The sequence below is a fragment of the Maricaulis sp. D1M11 genome, assembly GCF_047308265.1.
Lineage (GTDB): Bacteria > Pseudomonadota > Alphaproteobacteria > Caulobacterales > Maricaulaceae > Maricaulis.
In genome coordinates, this window is record NZ_JBKQWY010000002.1 from 427960 (window position 1) to 444651 (window position 16692).

Genomic DNA, 16692 nt, shown 5'->3' on the forward strand with positions numbered 1-16692 from the left:
TGGCAACGGGATGACCATGGGTGTCAGGTCTGGGCGCGGCCGCAGCCGACATTACTGAGCAGCCTCATCGGCTCGACGCCAGAGCGGGAAAGGGTCGGGCAGGCGTGGCGGGTTTTGCGGAGAATACAGCGTGGCTTCCGGTAGAAGAGCCGCATCGAGCCGGGCTTTCAGGTCGAGCCAGTCGATGTCAGAACCGATAAACACAATCTCCTGACGCCGATCGCCGAACGGCTCCTGCCAATTCTCTTTGAGATAGGCTTCGATCTCCACGCCCTGCGGCCAGCGCTCTTGCGGGACGGATGCCCACCAGGTGCCCAGGGGGGTGATGGAGGAGAGGGCGCCGGCCATCGAGAACTCAGCGACCCATTCCGGGCGCGTGGCGATCCAGAAATGCCCTTTCGCCCGGATAACGCCCGGCAGGGGGCCATTGAGGACGTCATTAATGGCCTGGGGATCAAACGGACGGCGGGCACGGTAGACATGGGAGGTGACACCATATTCTTCGGTTTCCGGCGTATGGTCCGCATATCCATAAAGTTCCTTGGCCCACATCGGATGTTCATGGGCCTTCTCGAAGTCGAAGAGACCGGTATCCAGGATGTCATCAGCTGGGACGTCGGAATAATTCGCCTCGATAATGCGGACATCGGCATTGAGCGCACGGATAATTTTGCGGGCGGCATCGACCTGGTCCGGGCGGGCGTCATCCACCTTGTTCAGCACAACAATGTCGGCAAATTCGATCTGGTCGGTCAGCAGATCGACCAGCGTGCGCTCATCCTCTTCGCCCAGGCTCTCGCCACGATCCTTGAGGAAGTCATGGCTGGAGAAGTCCTTCAGCAGGTTCACGGCATCGACCACGGTGACCATGGTGTCGATCCGCGCCACATCGGCCAGGCTCTCACCGTCCTCATCGCGAAAATCGAAGGTCGCGGCAACGGGCAGGGGTTCGGAAATCCCGGTCGATTCAATCAGCAGATAGTCAAATCGGCCTTCGCGGGCGAGGCGGCGCACCTCGTCGAGCAGATCATCGCGCAAGGTACAGCAGATACAGCCATTGGACATTTCCACGAGGGTCTCGTCGGTCCGGCTGAGCTCGGTGCCGGAGCGGACAAGGTCGGCATCAATGTTCACCTCTGACATGTCATTGACGATCACGGCGACACGTCGTCCGTCGCGATTGTTCAGGACCCGGTTCAGCAGAGTGGTTTTGCCGGCCCCCAAAAAACCGGAAAGCACGGTGACGGGCAGGCGAGGATCCTGTTGGGCAATAGCGGACATGGGAGCTCCAGAGTGTCAGGCGACTAGTTACGATATAACATAATCTGCCCTTGCCGCAGGTTCAATCATCCACGCTGGAAGCGAGCGGGACCGTGCGCAGTCGTGCGGACTAGTCTCGTGTCAGCACATTGCGCATCAAGACATGGATGGCGGCCATGATCGGAAAGCCGACGACCTGATAGCCCGCATCAATGAAAAAGAGCGGCAGGGGCGTCATGGCATAGACCGGATTGTAGAACTGGGTCAGCACGACAAAGCCGAAACACAGGATCAGCGACCATTGCAGGGCGGCGGCCATGGACGTGGCACCGACCTTGTTCAGCACAAAGCCCAAAAACCCGGCGGAGAGGATTGAGACCAGAAAGCCCAGACTCATCGAAATGGCGACATTGGCTTCACCCGCCGCAATCTGTTCCGGAGTAAAGGCGTGCAGCGCAGACCAGGCCTGCTGGAAGATTGCGCCGAACCACACAGCGCCCAGCATGAACAAGGCCAGTCCGGCGACCAGGGTCGCGATGATATTCACTCCGAATATGCGTGGCATAAGCTGTTTCCTCTCTGCGTGCGGACGGTTATGTCTTCGCCAGACCTTTAGTGATCCGCGGTTCACGAGCGCAGGCACTCGCCCCTCAGGCGAAGCATGCTACACGCTTTGGCGGAAAACGCACTTTGAAAGAAGACTGACCGATATGGCTCGTATCCTCATCACCAGCGCTCTGCCCTACATCAATGGCGTCAAACATCTCGGCAATCTGGCCGGTTCCATGCTGCCCGCCGATGTCTATGCCCGGTTCCAGCGTCTGATGGGGCATGAGGTATTGTATGTATGTGCCACGGATGAACACGGCACTCCGGCCGAGCTGGCGGCAGCGGATGCGGGCATGGATGTCCGGGCCTATTGTGACGCGCAACACGAGATCCAGAAAACCGCCGGGGCGGGGTTTGGGCTCTCCTATGACGTGTTTGGGCGGACGTCGAATGCGCCCAATATCGAACTGACCCAGCATTTCGCAAGCGTGCTGGAAGAGAAGGGGTTGATTGAGGAACGGGTGGAACATCAGGTTTTCTCGATCGATGATGATCGCTTCTTGCCGGATCGGTATGTCGAGGGCACGTGTCCGCATTGCGGGTTCGAGCGTGCCCGTGGTGATCAATGCGATAACTGCGGACGTTTGCTGGAGCCGACCGATCTCAAGGAGCCCTATTCCAAGATTTCCGGTTCGAAAAATCTTGAAGTTCGTGAGACCAAACACCTACACCTGCTCCAGACCAAGGTGGAAGAGGACATCCGGGCCTGGGTGGACGCCTCGACCGAATGGCCCGTTCTGGCCAAATCCATCGCTTACAAATGGCTGGACGAAGGTCTGCGCGATCGCTCAATCACCCGCGACCTGAAATGGGGCGTGCCGGTGACACAGGGCGACGCGCCTCGGGACGGCTTTGAGAACAAGGTTTTCTATGTCTGGTTTGATGCACCGATCGGATATATCGGTGCCACGCGTGAATGGGCTACGGCCACCGGCGGTGACTGGGAGCGTTGGTGGGATACCGACAAGGGCGCGCAGGACGTGACCTATGTCCAGTTTATGGGCAAGGACAATGTCGCGTTCCATACCGTTTCGTTCCCGGCCACGATTATCGGTTCTGGCGAGAGCTGGAAAAAGGTCGACAAGCTCAAGGCCTTCAACTGGCTGACCTGGTATGGCGGCAAATTCTCCACCTCGGAGAAGCGCGGTGTCTTCATGGACCAGGCACTCGACCTGCTGCCGGGCGATTATTGGCGCTGGTATCTCACGGCCAATGCACCTGAGGGCTCGGATGCCCAGTTCACCTGGGAACATTTCCAGGGCGTGATCAATTCGGACCTGGCCAATGTGCTGGGCAATTTCGTCAATCGCATCACCAAATACGCCAATTCCAAGTTCGATGGCCAGGTGCCCGCGACGGGCGAAGCCGGAGCAGATGAGGCCTGGATCGCGGCCGAGCTGGAGGCGCGCCTGCCCGCCATCAAGGCCAATCTGGAAGCGATGGAGTTTCGCAAGGCAGCGGCTGATGTGCGTGCGGTCTGGGCCGCGGGCAATGAATATCTCACACGGGCCGAACCCTGGGTGAAATACAAGAGCGATGTCGACGCGGCGGCCGTGGGCGTTCGCACGGGTCTCAATCTGGTGGCCCTGTTTGGTATTTTGGCCCAGCCTTTCATTCCCGACACGGCGGACACCATTCTCGACGCCCTCAATATTCCTGATGACAAGCGCAGTTGGGATTTCGGTGAGAATGCGGCTGATCTGCTCGACGCCTTGCCGCACGGTCATGCCGTCACACCGCCGGCCATGTTGTTCAAGAAGATCGAAGATGCCGATCTGGAGGCCTGGGCGGAACGCTTTGGTGGCAGCGCCTGAGGACGGGCGTCAGGCCCAGTCGCGGCGGGTCAGCCAGGCAATGCCGATGGCGAGGATAGCAAGCCCGCCCAGACTACCCAGCAAAAGCGCGATCTGGGCGCGTTCGGGATCGCTGGCGAGAATATTCACCGGCATCAACCACGGGAAATACAGTCCCGAACGGGCTGAGGTCGCCGCGACCGCCACGAAGGTCCCGCCAATACCAACCGAGACCGGGATGGCGAAGGCGTAAAAGCGCATCGAAATGGTCCACTGGATCGCCATGAGCATGATCCCGGCCAGCCACATCCGGCCATAGAGACCCGCGGCGAGGGCGAGATCAGGAGAACCGTCCAGGGCGTTCGCGGGGCTTATCACCCCCCCGACCCATGCGGCGAGCAGCCCCGCCAGCGCCACACCCAGACTCAGGATGGCCATCAGTCCCAGGCCCAGGGCGGCCTTGACGGCCAGGATCTGCCATTTCGGCCAGGGAGTGGCGAGCACATAGGTCCATGTGCGCGGCGCGTGTTCGATCTGGGCAAGCAGGGCCATGACGCCGATCACACTCATGGGCATCAGGAAATAGGCCCAGATCGCGGCTCCGGCCATGATATGTGTCGACCAGTCCTCCACCGCATTCCCGGTCACAATAACCATCACACCGAGCAGGGCGACCATGGCAGGCGGGGTGATCAGGATCAGCAAGACCAGAGACCGGCGCAGTTTGAGCAGTTCGGCGCGAACAAGGGCGATCATGACGCGACCTCCTCTGGCTGTTGGACCTGGTTCGATTGTCGGGGGTCGTTTGACTGTCTGGGATCATGCGAATGGGTGAGATCGAGGAAGAGATCTTCCAGCCCGGCGTTTTCGCGACACAGGCCGTGGACATTCACTCCGGCCTCCACAAGGTGACGGTTGAGCTGGGCCGTGGAGGCTGCCCCACCTCCAGCTTCGATGTTCAACACGGCTTGGGTGTTGGGTTTGTTGGTGTCAGCTGTGCTCCCGCGAGCGATCAGGCTCCAGCCACAGGCCGCGATCGAGGCCAGGGCTGTGTCGACCTGGTCCACTTCCAGTCGGATCCGGCGTGGCCGTGTTGCCAGGAGGGCCTCAAGTGAACCCTGGAACAAGACTTCACCGGACCGCAACAGGGCCAAATGTGTAGCAGTCTGTTCCACCTCGCTGAGCAAGTGGCTCGACATGAATACCGTCGTGTTGGCCGCCTCGGGCAGGCGGCGGATCAGATGGCGCATATCGCGAATGCCGGCGGGGTCGAGGCCATTGGCCGGTTCATCGAGGACAAGCAGTTTGGGTCGGGCGAGCAGGGCGCGGGCGAGTCCCAGGCGTTGACGCATGCCCAGTGAATAATGTCCGACCTTGCGATGGGCATCACGGCTCAGTTCGACCTGGTCGAGAACATGGGCCACGTCGCGGGGCGAGCTGCCGGTCAGGTGGCGGGCGATATCCAGGTTTTCGCGCCCGGTTAGATTGGGATAAAGCGCGGGTGTTTCTACGATCGCCCCGACCGAGGCGAGGGCCTGACGGCGGTTCGTACGCAGATCATGGCCATTGATCGTCATCTGCCCCTGCGTCGGGCGCAAAAGCCCCATCATGCAGCGGATCAGCGTGGTCTTTCCGGCGCCATTGGGACCCAGAAATCCAAAAATGGATCCGGATGGAACGTCGAGATCGACAGATTTGAGCGCGTGGAAATCGCCGAAATAGCGGTCCAGACCGCGGATAGACAGGGGAGCTGCAGACATGGGTGCAGTTTAGATTGTTGCACCCTGGCGCCTACTTAAACTGTGTCCATGATACAGCGACGATAGGGGTTCGGCGACTTGACCGCAGGCTTGGAAACATGCTGGCCTTTCGAAACGATCTCGGGGAGGGGCGTATGCGGGTATTGTGGGGTGCCGGAATTGCGGTTCTGCTGGTGATCATCGGCTGGTCGATGATGGCGCGGCAGGGCGAAGCGGGTCATATCCCGTCCTATCTCGAAGACGCCGCTCTGCCGTCGGCGCAGGCCCAGAGCCAGACCCTGGGCGATGACAGCTTTCCCGACATTCCCACCTGGCGACCGGTCGATCCGGAAAATCTGCTTCTCATCGATGTGGAGACGGGCAGGATCGCCATCGAGTTGGCCGACTGGATAGCCCCGCGTCATGTTGATCGCATGCGAACCGCGGCCCGCGATGGATTTTACGATGGGCGCCGGTTTTACCGGGTGATTGACGGTTTTGTCGCCCAAGGCGGGCGGGGTGAAGATGAGAGCGCACAGGATCTGCCCCAGTATCCCGCTTTGACTGGCGAGTTCTGGGTGGCCGGGGCGCAGGTCGATTTCACCGCGATGATCGATGCAGACCTTTACGCCCCGCGTGTGGGGCATGTCTCCGGTTTTCCTGTCGCGAGCACGGAAGACGGGTCACAGGTCTGGCCGCTTCATTGTCCCGGAACAGTGGCCATGGCGCGCGACACGGATCCCGATTCCGGCGATGTGGAGTTTTACATCGTCATTGGCCACGGGCCGCGACACCTTGATCGTATTATGAGCGTGTTTGGCCGTGTGATTGATGGCATGGAGCATGTGCAGGCGCTCAATCGCGGAGACCCGGCGGTGAATTCCGGCGTGATCGCCGATATCACTGACCAGGATCTCATCGTGTCTGTCCGCCTGGCGGCCGACCTGCCCGCTGATCAACGCCCGGCCTATGAGGTGATGGATACGCGCAGTGCAGACTTCCATGCGCGCAAGGCGGCGCGACGCGAGCGCACCCATGAATTCTTCTTTGAAACACCGCCCCCTGTCATCGAGGCCTGTCATCTGCCCGCACCAGTGCGCCGGCTCTGATCCGCGACCGGGTTTGACCTGACGCGCGGATAGGGGTTCGATGCTCGCGCGGAAGACCAAGGGAGGCGGTCACATGAAATCCATCTTACGGGGTGCCGTTGCGGCATGGGCAGTCGGGGCCTGTTCGGCCGGTGCGCAGGATTATGATCCAGAGTGGACGGCCGGCGAAGATGCCTTGCGCCAGTCGATCCGGGCCGATTATTCGGCGCATCTTGAGGCGCTCTACCAGCATTTCCATGCTCATCCGGAACTTTCTCTGCGCGAGTTCAACACGGCGGCCCGTCTGGCGCGCGAACTGCGCGAAGCCGGGTATGAGGTGACCGAAGGGGTCGGTGGCAATGATGAAGAGCCGGGCGGTGTTGTGGCCGTTTTCGAAAACGGCGACGGTCCGACGGTGATGCTGCGCGCGGACATGGATGGTCTACCGGTGCGCGAACAGACATCGGTGGATTATATCTCCACCGATACGGGCATTGATCGTTATGGCGTGGAAAGTCCCGTCATGCATGCCTGCGCTCACGATACCCATATGACGGCCCTGGTGGGGGCGGCCCGGGAAATGATGAATCGGCGCGCGGAGTGGTCGGGTACGCTCGTCCTGATCGGCCAGCCGGCCGAGGAGCTGGGCCTTGGAGCCCAGCGCATGCTGGATGACGGCCTGTTTACGCGGTTTCCCACGCCGGATTTCAATCTGTCCTTCCATACATTCTCAGCCGTGCCGGCCGGGCGCATTACCTATGTGCCGGGTTTTGCGATGGCCAATGTCGATACGGTTGATGTCTGGGTCCAGGGGCGCGGCGGGCATGGTGCCTATCCGCACACCACCAAGGACCCGGTCTATCTGTCGGCTCAGATTATCGTCGCCCTGCAATCCCTGGTCAGCCGGGAGCTCAGCCCGCTGGATCCCGGTGTCATCACCGTGGGCGCCATCAATGCCGGTACAAAGCACAATATCATCAGCGATGAAGCGCATCTCCAGCTGACGGTACGGTCCTATTCCGACGAGGTGCGCCAGCATCTGCTCACCGGTATCGAGCGCGTGGCACACGCCCAGGCCGCCTCGTATGGTCTGAACGAGGATGAATATCCGCGTGTTGTCGTGGAGACGCCCTATACCCCGGCGCTCTATAACGAGCCGACGCTGGCGCTGCGATCCGTCGAGATCATGCGCGAGCGATTTGGAGATACGGCTGTGGTCGAGGCTAGCTCGATCATGGGCGGTGAGGATTTTTCCCGCTATCACCGGACGGAGCATGCCGTACCGACCTTTATGTTCTGGGTCGGCGGAACAACCCAGGAAAGATTGGACGGCTATGCGGAATCCGGCTTGGTTGCACCGTCCAATCACTCGCCTTTCTTTGCGCCTGATGCGCCGGAGGTGAGCATTATCCAGGCCACGGAGGCGATGACCGCTGTGGCGCTCGACATTCTCGCAACGGAGTAGCGTGAGGTGAAGACCACCGATGATGGCACAACCCGGCGGGCCCATTCCGGTGCAGTTTGGGAAGACAAGGTCGGCTATTGCCGGGCGGTCCGCAGGGGCGCTCACATCTGGGTGACCGGGACGGTCTCGGTGGATGCCGAAGGTCAGGCGCTGCATATCGATGACCCCCAGGCCCAGGCGCGCCGGTGTTTCGACATCATCGAGGAGGCGCTCAAGGCGCTGGGCGCGGATCAGTCGGATGTTATGCGCACTCGTATGTTTGTCACCGATATCAGCCATTGGGAGGCCTTCGGCCGAGCCCATGGTGAGCGGTTTCGCGATCACCCGCCTGCCACCACCATGGTTGAGGTGTCGCGGTTTATTGCCCCGGAATTCCTGATTGAGATTGAAGCGGACGCCTGTGTTATCGAGACGGGTATTCTCGAGACCGGCACAATCGCGGAGGACACACAATGAGCGAACTGAGCCTGTATTACTGCCCGCAAACCCGATGCCGCACGATCCTGTGGATGCTGGAGGAGGTGCGGGCTGATTATCGTCTCGTGCCGGTCAATGTGCGCGACGCCAATGCCAATGAGGCCTTTGGTGTCATTAATCCGATGCGCAAAGTACCCGCCCTGATGACGGGGGGTGAGCTGGTCACTGAAACCGCCGCAATCTGTCTCTATCTGGCGGATGCCTTCCCCGAGGCCGGGCTGGCCCCTGAAATCAGTGGGCCGGGACGCGCGGAATACCTGCGCTGGATGTTTTTCGGCTCCGCTGTGATGGAGCCGGCCGCATTTGACAAGGCCTCCGGGCGCGACAGTCCGGCCGGTGCCGTGGGTTGGGGCGAGTGGGGCCGTGTGCTCGACACCTTGCACAAGGGTCTCGACGCGCATGACTATCTTGTCGGCGACCGGTTCTCCGCGGCCGATGTCGTCGTCGGGGCGACAATGGGCTTCCTCATGAATTTCAACATGATGGAAAAAGACCCGGTCTTTGTCGCCTATCGTGACCGCTTGACTGAACGCGCAGCCTTCAAAACCGCCTCTGCGCTGGATGCCGAACGCGCTGCGGCGGCCGGCTGAGCCTGTTTGATACTCGGAGTTTTCCATGTCCCTTATCCCTGCGGATAACGCCCTGGCCTGTGTGGCTGCCCTGTTTGTCATTGCCGCCTGCGGCTTCCTGATGGAGAAAACCCGGATTGGCGCTCTCCTGACCGGGGCGGTGTGGGCGATCCTGTTCGCCATCCTGGCATCGAACCTGCCTCTGCCGGTCTGGGTGGACGGACAGTTCGGTCTTCATCCGCTCATTCCGCAATCCTCGTCCGGATACAGCTTCGTCTTCCGTTATTTTGTTCCGGTCCTGATCCCGCTCTTCCTGATGAAGGCCGATTTGAAGAAGATTTTCTTCGAGACGACCCGCATGACCGGGGCTTTCATTCTTGCCTCGATCGGAACGGTTCTGGGGGCGATCGTGGCGTTCTCGCTGATTAGTGTTGGGGATAAGACGGCCGCCGCGGCCGGTGTTTTTACCGCGACCTATATCGGCGGTTCCGTCAATTACGCGGCCTTGATCGAGGTTACGGGCCTAGGCGAGAGCGACCCGTCCTTTGTGTCGTCTGCCACGGCGGTCGATAATCTCTTCTCCGGCCTGTTCCTGGCTGTCCTGGCCATCCTGCCCGGTGTGAGCTGGATCGCGAACCGGTTTGTTAAACGGGATCATTCCGAAGACACCGGGGCAACAAACAGTGCCGAAGCGTCGGCGGCTGGAGAAGAGGCGAACACGACAGGCAAGATCACAGCGGCCAGCCTGACCTATTCCATCGCCTTTGCGATGATTGTTGTTGTGATTGGCGACCTTCTCACCGCTGGCCTCACGAGCCTTGTCGGCGATGCGGGCGGAAACTGGCGTTATGCCTTGATCACCGTCGTGGCTTTGATCCCTGCGACGGCCTTCCCCAAGACCATGGCCAAACTGCACGGTGGATATGAAATCGGCATCGCCCTGAGTTTCGTGTTCTTTGCCGCAATTGCGGCCGGTGCTGATGTTGTCAGCCTGGTCGCGGATGCACCCCTGCTGATCCTGATCATCGGTATTTTGCTGAGTGTGCACGGTGTGGTGACGTTCGGACTGGGGAGCCTCTTGCGCCTGTCTCTGCCGGAACTGATCACGGCGTCCAATGCCGCCATTCTCGGCGCGACGACCGCGCCGGCATTGGCCGCAGCAAAAGGCTGGAAAGATCTGGTGACACCCGGCGTCCTGGTCGGTGTGTTCGGTTATGCGCTGGGGACGATTATCGCCACCGCAGTCTACCAGTTCTGGCCGGGTTAGTCGGGGTATAGGTGGCGCCCGGGTCTCAGCTGGCTCCGGGTGTCGGGCTAGCGCTCAGCCTGCCAACTCGCTGCGAGCGCGGCGTCCCGGTCGATGACCACGCCGTCTTGCACGACAAGATGGATCGACTGGGTATGGGCAATATTCTCCAGGGGCGAGGCGTCAAGCACGAGAAGATTGGCTTCATCGCCCACGGAGAGGCCGAAATTTCGGCCGAGAAACTCGCCGGGGCCTGTCGTCGCGGCGGCCAGGGCTTGCCAGGGCGTGAGACCCGCCTCGACCAGTTTGATCATTTCGCGATGCAGGGAATAGCCCTGGATCGTGCCCCAATTGCCACCATCCGTGCCGGCCAGGATTTCCACCTCCGCTTCGGCCAGAGCGTGGAGTGACACCAGCCGGATGGCGTCTTCAGCGCGCCAGCGCGGTTCGCGATTTCCCCATTGAGTGCTGACCCGGTCAGACGAATAGGCGGCCAGAATGTCCGGGGTGGTCATGGCCTGGGCGAGAGGTGTCGCGATGACCTCCGGTGAGAAAATGAAGTCGGTCAGCTCTGTATGTACGGCCAGTGTGGGGATGATCGCCAACCCGGCCTCGGCCATGATCTGCGCCACATCGTCAGGCATGGTACCTGGAGGTATGTGAGTCACAGCATCTGCACCGACTTGCGCACTGTCGCGCACATCCTGCCAGGTTTTGATATGGACGATGGTGGCGATTCCGTGCAACCGGGCCTGGTGAACAGTGGCCCGGAAGGTCTCCAGGTCCATGGAGGGCTGGTCGTCGGACGGCTGGTAGACAATCTTGATGACATCCGGTGCGCGAAGCGCCAGATCATCTACGACCGTCACCGCCTCCTGCGGGCTATCTATCGTGCGCGTGGGGATGCCATACTCCGTACAATGGCCATCTGTGGCGGTGAGACATGACAGGCTGGTGAGCAATTCAGCGCCACCGGTTTCCCCGTTCCGCTGCCGCTCGCGGACTGCGTAGAGCGTGTCTTCATCACCAAACAGATCCAGCATGGCTGTCACGCCGGCATATTGCACCCGATAGGATATGGCCTGGCTGCCGGGTGAATCCCCGTACGCAAAAGGCGCGCGGTTGCCGAATGAATGTGTGTGCATGTCGACCAGGCCGGGCATGATCCAGCGATCCGTCAGCTCGATCACTTCGCCTTCAAACACTTCGGGCGCGCGATCCAGGATGGCGCTGATCCGTCCGTCGTCGATGATAATCGTGCCCTGTGTTTGTGTCTGCGTGGCGGGATCAAGGAGGCTTGCGCCGGTCAGCATCAGATCGCCCTCGACGGGCTGCGGGCTTTGAGAGCAGGCCTGGAGAGACAGGGTCAATGTCGCAAGCGCGGTGAACGGGAAACGACGGATCATCCGGGTTGTCAACTGCATGCTTCGCTCCAAACACCTTGTTCCCGGCTCGACATCACCGGGACGGCAATATAAATCTTTATGTAAAGACAAAAGCCTTTATGTAAAGATAAATATGCAGGGCGGAGGCACGTTATGACGGATGACAAGAAGGATTTGATTGACCGGATCCGCTCGGACTGGGCGCGTGAACGGCCGGAGCTGGACACCTCAGCCATGGAGATTATTGGCCGCATCATCCATCTGGGTGGAACCTTCCGCTCACAGGCGGATCAGGCGCTTAAAGGCTTTGACCTCCACTATAGTGATCTTGATGTCCTGGCGACGTTGCGCCGGTCCGGTGCGCCGTATCAGCTCAATCCGACCGAATTGATGAAATCCGTCCTGCTCACCTCCGGGGCGATGACCGCTGCTCTGGGGCGGTTAGGTCGGGCTGATCTCATCACCCGTCGGCCAGATGCCTCTGATGGACGGGTTCGGGCGGTGCGCTTGTCGGCCAAGGGCCACGCCCTGATTGATGAAGCCATTCCGGTTCGTTTCCAGATCGCCAGGGAGGCCGTAGCCGAACTCTTGCAAGATGACAGACAAAGGCTGGGTGACCTGCTGCGCAAGCTCAGCCTGACGACCGGGCCGGGGGTGTGAGTAAGGCCTCTCAAAGGTCCAACAGCCAGCGCGCGGACGTTATCGGGATGAGGGCCGGGCCAATCCCGCTAGCCGGATTGAGGTCGGTATTGCATTACAGGACCGTCACGCACTCGTCAGTGCCGGGAAGGGCGATCTGCCCTAGCGTGCATCCAAATCGCGCCGTGGGGGCATCATGTGGGCAGAGCGAATTGTCCACGATTGTGAACGGACACAGATCAACAGATCGAACGGGGATCTTCGATGAAAAAACATGCGCTTCTTGTGACCGGTGCCCTTGTGGCCCTCGGCGTGACCGCCACTACCGCCATTGCCAGCTCGCAACCAGCCGGTGAGAGCTATTCTGGCGATACGCTGGTCGTTCGTGGATTTATCGGCCGTATCGAAATCGATACGACGGCGAGCGGGGATGTCAGCGTCGCCATTGATGAGGGCCGCAATATCGTTGAGCGCCCGGAACTGGAGACGCGCAATGACCGCGTCGTTATTGATGGCGGCCAGGACATGTCCGGCCTCCAGTGCCAGTCCCGCAACGGGCAATACCGTCTGGGTCGTCGCTGGGGCGACAAGCATGATATCGAGGACTATCCCACGCTTCGCATCAGCGCGCCGGCCAGCCTCCATCTGGACATCGCGGACAGTGCCTTTGTGGCCGAGGCTGGTGATCTGGGCAGCCTGGATCTCACCGTGAACAGCTGTGGCGATTTCCGCGCCGGAGATGTGGCGGGCGACGCTCGTGTGCGTATCAATGGTTCCGGTGATGTTGATGCCGGTGAAATCGGCGGCGCGACCCTGATCAGCATTAATGGTTCCGGTGATGTGTCGCTGGGAGATCTGCAGGACGGTGTCGATATCAATATCTCCGGGTCCGGCGACGTGGCCCTGGGCGATATCACTCGCGCGGCCGAGATCAATATCAATGGTTCGGGCGATGTGACCTTCGGCCGGGTGGCGGGTCTGGACATTGATGTGTCTGGCTCCGGTGATGTTACCGCGCGTCATCTCGATGGCCCGTTTGACGCTCGCATCAATGGATCCGGTGATATCGAGATCTATGATGGTCGTGCTGAACCCTTCCATGTGTCGGTGAACGGTTCCGGCGATATCGAGTTTGGCGGAACAGCCGTCAATCTCCGCGTCAATGAAAACGGATCCGGCGATGTGTCCGTCGATGATATCGAGGGCACGGTCGAGTGGCGCCGCCATGGCCGCACGGTTCTGCGGGTCGGTGCAAACTAGCCTGCGCTCTCTCGACTGAATGACACAACGGGCTGCCCGGCGGGTGGCCCGTTTTGCGTGCAAGGCTGAGCAGACAGATCAGCGATGCGACGGAAGCACACCGGCATCGCGCAAAGCCGGGGCATGGGTGCGGCTGACTGGGGCTTGCAGGCCCGTTGTCAAAAGGATCCGTCCGGTGCCCCGCTTGAATTCGCCGGACTGGATGGCCGCTTTAGCAACCCACCATGAGCGATGGGTCTGATATCCCTCCACGGGCACCATTTCTGCCATGGCATCGGCCAGTCGTATCAGAACAAGCTGTGAGCCTTGTGGCAGGTGGACGCGCACATAGTGGTCCTCAGCTTGCAGAGCGAGAATGGTTTCGGCGGCGGCCGGACCGTCCAGCCTGTCGAGGAAAACCGGTCGCTCGGACCTGGTCGGCGTGGGTTCATCCATCGTGCGGCGGGGCGCTGAGCCATTGTGGGCCCGGGTTCGGATATAGGCGCGAACCAGGCGTATCAGCGGTACCATCGCCAGCATCACCAGGATCACGGACCCATACAGACCGGCCAGGGCTGAGGCTTGGCTCCATACCGAGGCAAAGTCGTTATAGGTCAGTCCAAAAATGACACGTTCGCAGATGAGGACGATGATGGATTGGGGCAGAGCCGCTAAAGCGGCCACAAGGATGACCTGTCCGACTGCGGACCGCAGGTGGGGACGGATCCATCGCACACCATGTTCAGCCAAGATGACGCAAACCCCGCCCGCCGGCATGACGGTTATCCAATACATCAGCCGTAGCGAGAGGGATGCGCGGTCGGACCCGAAGGGCCCGAGAAAACCGAAAAACACCCCGACGGCCAGCATCAGGCCGAGGTCGATGGCCCATTGCGGGACGGACAGAATATGGGCACGCGGTGTCGTCATCTCAGTCTCGATCAAGTGGTGTGCAGCTAGCCCGGCTCGGTTGCGCTTGTCCAGATGTGACGCTCACGCTGCGTGAAATGCGCGGATGGGAAGACTCGCGAAATCCCTGCGTTATCAGCGCACGCAATGACCACGACCCGGGCGGACCGGGGCACAAGATCTACCGTCATCAAGGGAGATAAATATGCGGCGTGTCGGTTTTGGTCTGATCTGGTTTCTGTGCGCGGGTGTGTCCTTCTACGCCGCGCAATATTGGAGCGGATGGACATTCGTGCCCGGTTTCAATCCGGTGCGAAATCTCCTCGGAGAGGGGGCGCTTGCGCTTCATGCCGGCTTCGGCTCGCTCGCACTTGTGACCGGACCGTTTCAGTTCTCCAGCCGGTTGCGAAACGCGCGACCCGGCGTGCATCGCTGGACCGGCATGGTCTATATGATGTCGTGTACTGTTTCGGGCCTAGCCGGTCTGGCGCTCGCCTTTGGTTCGGTCGAGACCCTTGTGGCAAAGCTGGGCTTCGGCACACTCGCCGTCTTCTGGCTGACGACTATTGCGATGGGATATCGTACCGCGCTGGGGCGCCGTTTTGTCCAGCACCGTCAGTGGATGTGGCGATCCATGGCCCTGACCTTCGCCGCAGTCACTCTGCGTATTCTCTTGCCGCTGGGCATGATGACCGGCCACGCCTTTTCAGACGTCTATGCCGTCATTGCCTGGATGTGCTGGGTGCCCAACCTGCTCGCCGTGGAGCTCGTCTTGAGGCTTCAGCCGCGTTTGGCGCGCCAGCGGTCTGCAGCGTAGAGCGAGATGGCAGCCGCGTTGGAGACATTCAGGCTTTCCACAGCGTCGCTCATCGGTATCTGGGCCAGGACATCGCAATGTTCCGCCACGCGCGGACGCAGGCCCTTGTCCTCTGATCCCAGGACGAGCACCAGGCCTGGCCCCCAGCCTTGCCCGTCCGGACCGGCGAGGGCGGTGTCCAGCGCCTCCGACCCATCGCCAGCAAGCCCGATGACATATCGGCCCGCATCGCGAAACTCCTGCAGTGTATTGGCGATATTGGTGACCCGCACATGCGGCACGCGTTCAGCGGCGCCCACAGCACTCTTGCACACTGTGCCGAACAGGGGCGGGGATTTTCGGTCCTGCATCACCAGGGCGCGCACACCGAAGGCTGCCGCCGAACGCAGGATCGCACCCACATTATGCGGATCGGTTATCTGGTCGAGCACGAGGAGCGTGCCGTGGGTCGGGTCGGTGACACCGCGCACACTCTCCGGATCCAGCGCGGCCGCCTGCAGGGCAAATCCCTGGTGAACGGCGCCCGCGGGCAAGTGGCGATCAATCTCGCCAGGCTCGGTCAGGGTGTGATCAAAACCCTCGGGCAGGTCGCGCGCGGCATTACGAGTCACCAGCAGCGACAAGACCTTGCGGCGCGGGTTGGCGATGGCGGCGAGCACCGCATGACGTCCCCATATCCAACCCTCGCGGGGGGCGGAATCGCTGCCTGCATTTCGTGTGTAATCCGTGCGTTTACCGGTGTTGCGCATATTTTGAACCGTCACTATAGTCCGCGCTCCTGTCACGGGGCGCTCGCGAAATCTCTGGCCTGCTTAACACGTTGGCTGCGGATTGAGGCGCTTCGTTGCAGACTTTTTGGCAGATCTCCCGTGCCGGAAAGTCACCCTGTGGAGGGGTGGGAGAGTGGTTGAATCCACCAGACTGTAAATCTGGCCGCGTAATGGCGAACGCTGGTTCGAATCCAGCCCCCTCCACCACTCACTCTGATCCGCCTTCGCGTCCGTTTCGTTGCTCTTGGCTAAAACTGCGAGGCTATAGCTGTGGGCCGGAGGTCGTCCTTGCAAAATCGCTGTTCAGCCCTTTGACCGTCGTCGTTGTGGCCCAACTGCAGATCTGCCGCAACGCCCTCTCGACGGACACGCCCGAAACCGCTAAACGATTTCGCCCGGCGCGGGTATAGCACAATGGTAGTGCAGCAGCCTTCCAAGCTGAGGATGCGGGTTCGATTCCCGCTACCCGCTCCATCAATTTTCCTGACTTCGTAATGCCTTGATCACGTGGCTGCATTTGCACTTGCATTCCGGGTGCGCGCGCGTGTATCAGGCCGCTTCATGTCAGGTGTTCCGGCACCTTTTCATCCACCCACTCAGTCGATCGGCCATTCGTCTCCAGATCGACATCTCATGAGGTATAGATCGATGGCGAAGGAAAAGTTTGAGCGGACGAAACCGCACGCA

Annotated in this window: 16 protein-coding genes and 2 tRNA genes; 11 read left to right on the forward strand and 7 right to left on the reverse strand. The window is 60.7% G+C overall.

Features of this window, described 5'->3' with window-relative positions:
• Positions 1-51 precede the first annotated feature (51 nt).
• On the reverse strand, positions 52-1281 hold the full coding sequence (locus RMQ97_RS06280) for a GTP-binding protein (protein ID WP_413659999.1): 1230 nt from the start codon (positions 1279-1281) through the stop codon (positions 52-54).
• A 109-nt stretch (positions 1282-1390) separates the two neighbouring features.
• Positions 1391-1825, reverse strand: coding sequence for a DUF1761 domain-containing protein (locus RMQ97_RS06285; protein WP_413660000.1), 435 nt, complete (start codon positions 1823-1825; stop codon positions 1391-1393).
• Between the two features lie 145 nt (positions 1826-1970).
• On the opposite strand from RMQ97_RS06285, the gene metG reads away from it, so the two are divergent.
• Positions 1971-3683: a methionine--tRNA ligase gene (gene metG, locus RMQ97_RS06290; protein ID WP_413660001.1), complete on the forward strand. Its 1713-nt coding sequence runs from the start codon at positions 1971-1973 to the stop codon at positions 3681-3683.
• A 9-nt stretch (positions 3684-3692) separates the two neighbouring features.
• Here metG and RMQ97_RS06295 read toward each other — a convergent pair whose 3' ends face one another.
• Together RMQ97_RS06295 and RMQ97_RS06300 are read right to left on the reverse strand one after the other, a co-directional pair.
• Positions 3693-4418, reverse strand: a complete 726-nt coding sequence (locus RMQ97_RS06295; protein WP_413660002.1) for an ABC transporter permease — start codon at positions 4416-4418, stop codon at positions 3693-3695.
• On the reverse strand, positions 4415-5422 hold the full coding sequence (locus RMQ97_RS06300; RefSeq protein ID WP_413660003.1) for an ABC transporter ATP-binding protein: 1008 nt from the start codon (positions 5420-5422) through the stop codon (positions 4415-4417). Before RMQ97_RS06300 ends, RMQ97_RS06295 begins: the two co-directional genes overlap by 4 nt.
• A 134-nt stretch (positions 5423-5556) precedes the next feature.
• Here RMQ97_RS06300 and RMQ97_RS06305 point away from each other — a divergent pair, with 134 nt between their 5' ends.
• From RMQ97_RS06305 to RMQ97_RS06325, 5 genes are all read left to right on the forward strand, one after another.
• The gene (locus RMQ97_RS06305) at positions 5557-6510 is read left to right on the forward strand and encodes a peptidylprolyl isomerase (RefSeq protein WP_413660004.1); all 954 of its coding nucleotides are present in this window, start codon (positions 5557-5559) and stop codon (positions 6508-6510) included.
• Between the two features lie 73 nt (positions 6511-6583).
• A complete protein-coding gene (locus tag RMQ97_RS06310) occupies positions 6584-7954 on the forward strand; it encodes a M20 metallopeptidase family protein (RefSeq protein ID WP_413660005.1) in 1371 nt (456 codons plus the stop codon).
• 6 nt (positions 7955-7960) lie between these two features.
• Positions 7961-8410, forward strand: coding sequence for a RidA family protein (locus tag RMQ97_RS06315; protein WP_413660006.1), 450 nt, complete (start codon positions 7961-7963; stop codon positions 8408-8410).
• Positions 8407-9021: a glutathione S-transferase family protein gene (locus RMQ97_RS06320; protein WP_413660007.1), complete on the forward strand. Its 615-nt coding sequence runs from the start codon at positions 8407-8409 to the stop codon at positions 9019-9021. The genes RMQ97_RS06315 and RMQ97_RS06320 overlap by 4 nt, the downstream gene beginning before the upstream one ends.
• Before the next feature lie 25 nt (positions 9022-9046).
• On the forward strand, positions 9047-10267 hold the full coding sequence (locus RMQ97_RS06325; protein ID WP_413660008.1) for a DUF819 family protein: 1221 nt from the start codon (positions 9047-9049) through the stop codon (positions 10265-10267).
• Between the two features lie 47 nt (positions 10268-10314).
• Here the strand turns inward: RMQ97_RS06325 and RMQ97_RS06330 are convergent, their stop codons facing one another.
• Positions 10315-11670, reverse strand: coding sequence for an amidohydrolase family protein (locus tag RMQ97_RS06330; protein WP_413660009.1), 1356 nt, complete (start codon positions 11668-11670; stop codon positions 10315-10317).
• Positions 11671-11784: 114 nt separating this feature from the next.
• On the opposite strand from RMQ97_RS06330, the gene RMQ97_RS06335 reads away from it, so the two are divergent.
• Together RMQ97_RS06335 and RMQ97_RS06340 are read left to right on the forward strand one after the other, a co-directional pair.
• Positions 11785-12291, forward strand: a complete 507-nt coding sequence (locus RMQ97_RS06335; RefSeq protein WP_413660010.1) for a MarR family winged helix-turn-helix transcriptional regulator — start codon at positions 11785-11787, stop codon at positions 12289-12291.
• 243 nt (positions 12292-12534) lie between these two features.
• On the forward strand, positions 12535-13530 hold the full coding sequence (locus RMQ97_RS06340) for a GIN domain-containing protein (RefSeq protein WP_413660011.1): 996 nt from the start codon (positions 12535-12537) through the stop codon (positions 13528-13530).
• A gap of 78 nt (positions 13531-13608) precedes the next feature.
• Here RMQ97_RS06340 and RMQ97_RS06345 read toward each other — a convergent pair whose 3' ends face one another.
• A complete protein-coding gene (locus tag RMQ97_RS06345; RefSeq protein ID WP_413660012.1) occupies positions 13609-14439 on the reverse strand; it encodes a LytTR family DNA-binding domain-containing protein in 831 nt (276 codons plus the stop codon).
• Positions 14440-14623: 184 nt separating this feature from the next.
• Between RMQ97_RS06345 and RMQ97_RS06350 the strand changes: the two genes are divergently transcribed.
• On the forward strand, positions 14624-15235 hold the full coding sequence (locus RMQ97_RS06350) for a DUF2306 domain-containing protein (protein WP_413660013.1): 612 nt from the start codon (positions 14624-14626) through the stop codon (positions 15233-15235).
• On the opposite strand, the gene rlmB is transcribed toward RMQ97_RS06350, so the two are convergent.
• Positions 15199-15999: a 23S rRNA (guanosine(2251)-2'-O)-methyltransferase RlmB gene (gene rlmB / locus RMQ97_RS06355; protein ID WP_413660014.1), complete on the reverse strand. Its 801-nt coding sequence runs from the start codon at positions 15997-15999 to the stop codon at positions 15199-15201. The genes RMQ97_RS06350 and rlmB overlap by 37 nt on opposite strands.
• 125 nt (positions 16000-16124) lie before the next feature.
• Here rlmB and RMQ97_RS06360 point away from each other — a divergent pair.
• Together RMQ97_RS06360 and RMQ97_RS06365 are read left to right on the forward strand one after the other, a co-directional pair.
• A tRNA-Tyr gene (locus RMQ97_RS06360) sits at positions 16125-16212 on the forward strand.
• Between the two features lie 193 nt (positions 16213-16405).
• Positions 16406-16479: transfer RNA gene (locus RMQ97_RS06365), tRNA-Gly, on the forward strand.
• The last annotated feature ends 213 nt before the right edge of the window (positions 16480-16692 follow it).